We start from the raw sequence: 6,595 nt of genomic DNA, 5'->3' as shown, positions 1-6,595 counted from the left end.
TTCTGCTTTCCCTCGACCCCCTCGCGAGGACCGAGGTTCTATCTTCAGCGGCTGGTTCCCCAGCCTCCGCTGAGCAAACCACCCGCCAAACTTTCAGCTCTGGATCAGCGAAGTCATCAGCGCTGCTCACCTGGATGACTATCTGCGAGCCAATCCTGCCGGCACAGCTTTACCTGTGCATGCTGGGCAAGAAGGCTAGCAAACAGCGCGACCTAGGCGAACACAGCACATCCGCCTCTGCTGTTTTCCACTCTTCAATTGTCAAGGTGCACTGTCGATCATGCGCCCCGTCAGAAAGACAGACAAAGACCAGCCGCGTTCCACGTTGCACTCAGGATCAGCCGATCTGCATCCCGACAGAGCGACTCTTCATGACCGACCTCGCTCTCAAGGATGCTACGCTGAGGACACCGTACCGCGGTTCTGAAATCTCTGTGGAGAATTTCTGCGAGAGATTTGTCGACCGTCTTTCCGTCCGGCGCGGACTTAATTATGCCATAGGGCTGGGGCCTTGTCAAGAGGGATAGCGGGGAATTTTTCAAATTGGGGAAAAGATTGGCCAGATTGGTGGAGCCTCAGCCGGTCGCAATGAAGGCCAGTATGGGCGAGCCGGGTTCTATGGCCGTGGGAAGGCAGGCGAGCAAGGTAGTCAGGCTGGTCAGGCTGGGGAGGGCGCCGGCGCCGGATGGGGAGAGAAACTAGTATCCGGTGCCGGCGTCGAGTGCTCAGAGCGCCTCTTCTTCATCGCTCTCGCTGATGGTATAGGGTGGCTTCTCGACTGGCACACGATAGCCACGAGGGGTCTGTGAGTTCTCGCTCGGGCCAAAGGGTTGCGACAGTTGGGTTGGCGTCGCCAGATCGCTGGTAATAGCGCGCACCAGGCGCTCAATGCGGTCCCAGCGTGGTGGGAAAGAGGCGGCGTAGAATTTCTCATGTCCCTCGCCGTCGTAGATGTAGAGGGTATAGTCACGGTCAATGTAGCGGTAGTCCACCTTGATATAGGGAATACGTACCAGCTCCAGGACCTGCAACGTTGGCCGCAGGCTCGACTGGACCGCCTCAGCGCTGGCACGTCCGGAGGCCGCTGCCGCAGTATGTACTTCTTCAACAGCAGCCTGCCAGATGTCGAGCGGGACCGCGTCAGGTGGCGCTGCCGGATGGAGGTTTTCGTCAACCTCGGCGCTGTAGACCAGCTCTCCTTCGGCCTTAAGCAGCTGTTGCTGGGGCAAAGCATCGGTACCGACGAAGCGATGCCGCGTGCGCAATTCAAAGCTGCGCACGATCTCACGATGGCGCACAATCTTACCAGTTCCGTTACAGGCGGGACAGAGCGTAGACCTGGCGCCCTGACAGGCCGGGCAAACACGCTTGCCCGTCACGCAGTCGCAGTCAACTTCGCCGTTAATGCAGTCAGGGCAGGGAATAGTGCGCCCCTTGTTAGCCGGGTCGGTGTCCAGGGGATTGGGAACTGGCAGCCCTTGCTGGCGGATGCCTTCGAAAACAGTGGAGACGCGTTCACCGAGGGCGTTGGCCAGTTTTTCGACGCGCCTCTGCAGAAACGGTCGCTTTTTCTGCTCAGCCCAATCGGCCACGTAGCCGCGCCCGCGACAGGTCGCACAGCGCTTGCGGGCCCGCCCCCGACAGTCAGGACAGGTAATCCAGCCTCGCCCGCTGCATTCGGTACAGAGCGCATGCCCGGTGCCGTTACAGGTCGTACAGGCTAGCAGCTCATCCAGGCCCGCCAGCCGCGTGCGCGTCGTAGGGGGGCGCAGATCGCTGACTTCTGGTAGCTCGTAGTCCCAGACAGGTAGCAGCGGCTGCGGTCTGCCCGGCGTCTGACCGCTATACGGCTCGCTCAGAATCTCCAGGGCCCGGTGTTCCCAGCGCGTTTGCACCGTGATTTCCCAGACTTCGTCGCGGCTCATGGCGACTATGTCCATGTAGGTGCCCAGGTCCCGCGCCACGCGCCAGTTACCTGCAGACCAGCTGTTGACAAGCTGACGAATCCTTTGCTCCTCAATGTCGCTGGACGGCGCAGGCTGCGGCACTGTCTGCGACTGCTGCCAGTAGGTGCTGGCGCGATCCACTACTTTTTTGAGCTGCTGCTGAACTTCGCTCACTCCCTGGGTCAAAGCCCGCCCCAGCTCTTCGAGGCGCTTATCTATATCGTTTGGGCCGAGCGGATTGCCCGGTGTGTTGGTACCCTGTTCCCATTCGTTGCTCATGTCTTTTGCCTCCAGGCTCTGGGCACAGCTCACCGACCAGCCTCTTGCGGCGGCCTGGCGCTGCCCGCAGGCTGGTCAGCCTGGCTGTTCATTCGCTTGCAAGCTGGCTGGGCTGCGCCCTCGCTCTCATCGCGCTATCTCTGATTACCAGTTATACGCTTTAGCCCGCTGCTACGTTGTAGCTGAATCGTCAGGGGCTTTGTTTTGCGCGCTACCTTCTTCAATGCCCTGGCTGGCTTGCTCACGATGAACCGAAGAAAGGAGGAGTGGGCTGCCTGCATGCACCGGCTGTCGTCGCCCTGGCGTCGCCTGGCCTGCCCAGATCCTCATCTGCCGCTGTACCGGGCTGGCGATGCGCTTTTCTTTCGCGCGGCCAGGCCAGGGCCTGCTAGAGCAGAGGAACAATCTCGTACTGCATCGGAACGCCGGTGACTTCTACTTCTCGTTCGTGGATGAGCAGATTGATCTCGCTGCGCACACCGAAGTCGGGCAGATAGATCCCCGGTTCCAACGAGCAGCAGGTTCCTGGTAAAAGGCGACGTTCATCATGGGTTTCGAGATTATCAAGATGCGCTCCTTCGCCGTGCTCTGCGGTGGTAATGCTGTGACCACTGCGATGAACAAAGGCCTCGCCATAGCCGGCCCGCGCGATGACTGTGCGCACAACGTCGTCAACCTCATAGGCTTGCAGGGGCTGAGCTGTCGCCAGTCGCTGACGGATGAAGTCGAGTCCCGCGTCGCGCGCCTGACAGACCAGGGCGAAGACCTCTCGCTGCCGTGAAGGGATCTCGTCCTGCCGACCGACGAAAGCCATCCAGGTGTAGTCGGCATAGATGGCCTCCGGTTCGGGCAGACGGGCCCAGAAGTCGATGAGCAGAAGGTCGCCTTGCTGAATAGGACTGTGGTGCTCAGCGGTGGGCGCGTAGTGCGGATTGCCGGCGTTGCCGTTGACAGCAATCAGCGGCGGCTCTTCAACAAGCAGTCCCTGGGCGCGCATGAGCACCAGGAAGCGCTGTTGAACACTATATTCATTGAGGGTTCTTCCTGCCTGTAGATCGCTGCTGAGTTCTTCCAGAAGCCTGTCTTTGGCCGCTATGAGACGCCGCCCCGCTTCACGGTGGCTGGCGATTTGCTGGGATGTGAGACGCGCGACAAAGTGCTGGGCCAGATCGGCTGAGCTGACAATTTCGACTCCATAGCTGCGGACCAGCTCGATTGTCCCAGCATCAACGAGGGAAAGGTAAGGAATGGCATTGTGGGGAGAGTACTCCATTGCGATCCGCCAACCTGGCTGGACAAGGTCGCGCAGCTGAGCATGTAGTTCTTGCCAGGAACGGAAAATACGCTGCTCTCCCGGCAGGCTGCGCAGGACATGCGGCTCAACGGCGCTCACCAGGGCGATCGGCTTCCCCTGGGCCGGTACCCAGTAAAACCAGCGTCGGGTAAACATCTGCTCACGCGGCAGTTCCAGTATTCGATGCGCAATGGGATTGGAACGACGGAAATCGTAGAAGAGCCAGCCCTGTAGTCTCTCCTCTTGTAGGGCCTGCTGAATACGCTCCAGATTCATGGTGGCTTGCTCCTTCTTTATCGCTTCTTTCCTTCAAAGCGATTATGCACTCTCCCAGGGGACACTGCCAGCCCGGGCGGGCGCTCGCTCGCTCGCTCAGAGGAAGCGAGATCTCAGGGTTTATTCTATCACCTGCCGCGCTCGCAGCTGCCTCAGCACGTGACCCTGCACGGCACTCGCCTGCCCGCGGAACAGCGGTCCGGCCAGGGTTAGCTTGTGGCTCGCTAAGGTGCGGGCGCGGCCCCCCCCAACTCCAGCGAGTTTTCTGAGATAGATACATCGTTATATATGAATGTTACAGGGGTCAGGAGCGGGGGACCTTCGCAGGGGGTCACGTTGCTTAGAGTTCTCTAGTGTATCGGCAGGGTTCCGCTATGACAAGCCAGGAGCAGCCAGATTCGAAATTTGAGACTGATCAGCCATCTGCCCAGGTCCAACCGCCGTTGGAAGAGCAGGTCACACAACAACTAGAGGCCGGATCGGGGACGCCGGCTTCCGCCTTTGAACAGGCACCGACGCTCAGGCTGAAGGCCCCCAGGAAACGACGCTCGCTAGGGCGCGTGCTGCTAGTGGCGCTGCTGCTGGTGGTTCTTTTGCTGGGAGGAGGCGTTGCCTATGGCTACTACTATTTTCAGACGACGATCCAGGAACCGGTCTCGCACTTTGTGCATCCGGTGAGTCGCAGCAGCGAGGAGCCAACCAATGTGCAACCAACCAGTGGGGCCGATATCACCGGTCACTCCTGGAATATCCTCTTGCTGGGCAGTGATAACGATGGCAAATATACGTTTCCCGCCGTTCTTACCCAGGTGATGATGGTCGTACATATTGATCCGCAACAGAATCAGGTCTTTCTGGTTTCGATCCCACGCGACTCCTGGGTCTATATTCCCGGGGTGGGAGGCATGCATAAGATCGACCAGGCCTTTTTTCTAGGGGCTACCCAACACAATAGCTTCGATGATGGGGTGCGCCTGGCGCGTCTAACCATCGAGAAGGATTATGGGATTACCATCGATCGCTATGCCTGGGTAGGTCTGGACGGCTTCGCCAAGGTGATCGATACGCTGGGCGGCGTTGACATCGATCTGACTCATCCTATTGTTGACGATACCTATCCCGATGATGTAGGAGCCAACGCCTCAAATCCCTACGGCTATCGGCGCATCTACCTGCCAGCAGGGCCTCAGCACCTGACCGGCGAGCAGGCGCTAGCGTATGTCCGCTCACGCCACGCCGACCTGGTCGGCGATATCGGGCGGACCCAGCGTCAGCAGCAGGTGCTGGAGGCGCTGAAGAAGAAGCTGGATGTGGCAAATGTGATTGAGCATCTTCCGTCACTCATCGCTGATCTGCAAGGCAAGGTCTACACGGATATCAGCGAGCAGGAGATGCTCGGCTTCGCTAACTACGGTCGTACGCTCTCATCCAGCGCTATTCACCAGGTCACGCTCGGCCCCGGTCCCGGCAACCAGAACTACGGCACGCTGAGCACTGTCTACGATCCCACTGTTGGCTCTGACCAATCGGTGATCCTGCCCGATTGTACAAACATTCAACCGCTCATCAATCGCATTTTCGGCCTCGGCAATGTCCAGAGCTGTAATGTCACTGGCTCGTAAGCCGCTGTCAATGAGTGATTCCAGGTAACCGTAACCAATGGCAACGGCCAGGCCTTGGGCGAGCGCCGTGGGCTTCGTGATCCCGCTCCTGCCGGGGAGAAGGTGCGGGGTCCAGATACGGCGCTCGCTCGCTGTTGCCGGCAATGTGCTACAATAGGCTCCAGAGAAACTCACTCTCAGCACGAGGAGCCTTCGTGATAGAGCAGCAAGCCGCATCCACACACGGCGCCCCAGCTGGTCCCGTCCGCTATTTGCAGTTCGAGCAGCTACTCCAGTTTCCAACTCTCGTTCATGCTATCTTTACCCGTCATGGAGGCTACAGTCAGCCTCCCTGCGCCAGTCTCAATGTCTCTTTTAAGGAAGATCAGCCAGAGGCGGCTGCGGCCAATCGCCTGTTGGCGCTGCAGGCCCTTGGTCTGGAAAGCTGGCCCTGCGCGACAGTATGGCAGATCCACAGCGCCGAGGTAGCCCTTTTTGAACGCAACCGCTGGGAGGACTGGCTCCCGGACTGGCCCTATCGGGTTGTGGAGGTAGCCGGTCACCAGGTGGTCTGGACCCCTCGCCCCCGTCGCAAGGCTGATGCCATTATGACGGCGGAGCGCAATGTGGTGCTGGCGATGTCCTTTGCTGACTGCCTGCCACTACTCTTCTACGATCCTCAGCGGCAGGTCATTGCCCTGGCACATGCCGGCTGGCGCGGTACAGCACGGGGAATCGCCCTCACAACGGTCGAGGCGCTGCGCCAGCATTTCGGTTGCGCCCCTGAGAATCTACTGGTCGGCATCGGACCAGGCATCGGTTCCTGCTGCTACGCGGTGGATGAGCCAGTGCACGATCTATTCTATGGACGGCGTGAGTTCACGGAGCTGCCTGTCCGCCCGGAGCTGCGTAACCTGGTAGCCGAGTCTGCCGTATTCTCTCTGGTACCTGCCTCACAGGATTCTTCAGCTGCTTCCGCTGAACCACAGCTCCATCTGGATCTGTGGGAGACGAACCGCCGGCAGCTCTTGCTGGCCGGCGTGAAGGCTGAGCATATTGCGCTCGCTGGTCTCTGTACGGCCTGCCACCAGGAGGACTTCTTTTCATATCGCGCAGAGCGAGGACGCACCGGTCGCTTTCCGGTGCTGCTGGCGCTGCGTTCAGAAGGGACCTGAGCGCGCTAACCATGAGGCACGAAG

At 59.7% G+C, this 6,595-nt stretch carries 4 protein-coding genes; 2 read left to right on the top strand and 2 right to left on the bottom strand.

Translation table 11 applies throughout. The features are described from left to right. Positions 1 to 725 precede the first annotated feature (725 nt). Positions 726 to 2,225 carry a hypothetical protein gene (locus tag A4R35_RS16130; protein ID WP_146747238.1) on the bottom strand — a complete coding sequence of 500 codons (1,500 nt, stop codon included), beginning with the start codon at positions 2,223 to 2,225 and terminating at the stop codon, positions 726 to 728. 388 nt (positions 2,226 to 2,613) lie between these two features. Beyond that, entirely contained in the window at positions 2,614 to 3,795 is a 1,182-nt protein-coding gene (locus tag A4R35_RS16125) for a M24 family metallopeptidase (RefSeq protein ID WP_112431122.1), read from the bottom strand. 374 nt (positions 3,796 to 4,169) lie between these two features. Here A4R35_RS16125 and A4R35_RS16120 point away from each other — a divergent pair, with 374 nt between their 5' ends. After that, on the top strand, positions 4,170 to 5,417 hold the full coding sequence (locus A4R35_RS16120) for an LCP family protein (RefSeq protein ID WP_112431120.1): 1,248 nt from the start codon (positions 4,170 to 4,172) through the stop codon (positions 5,415 to 5,417). Between the two features lie 194 nt (positions 5,418 to 5,611). After that, entirely contained in the window at positions 5,612 to 6,571 is a 960-nt protein-coding gene (pgeF, locus tag A4R35_RS16115; RefSeq protein ID WP_189361918.1) for a peptidoglycan editing factor PgeF, read from the top strand. Positions 6,572 to 6,595: the final 24 nt, after the last annotated feature.

It is taken from the genome of Thermogemmatispora tikiterensis, from assembly GCF_003268475.1.
Taxonomy (GTDB): domain Bacteria; phylum Chloroflexota; class Ktedonobacteria; order Ktedonobacterales; family Ktedonobacteraceae; genus Thermogemmatispora; species Thermogemmatispora tikiterensis.
The sequence above is the reverse complement of the archived record's forward strand: the minus strand, read 5'-3'. Positions and strand labels throughout refer to the sequence as shown.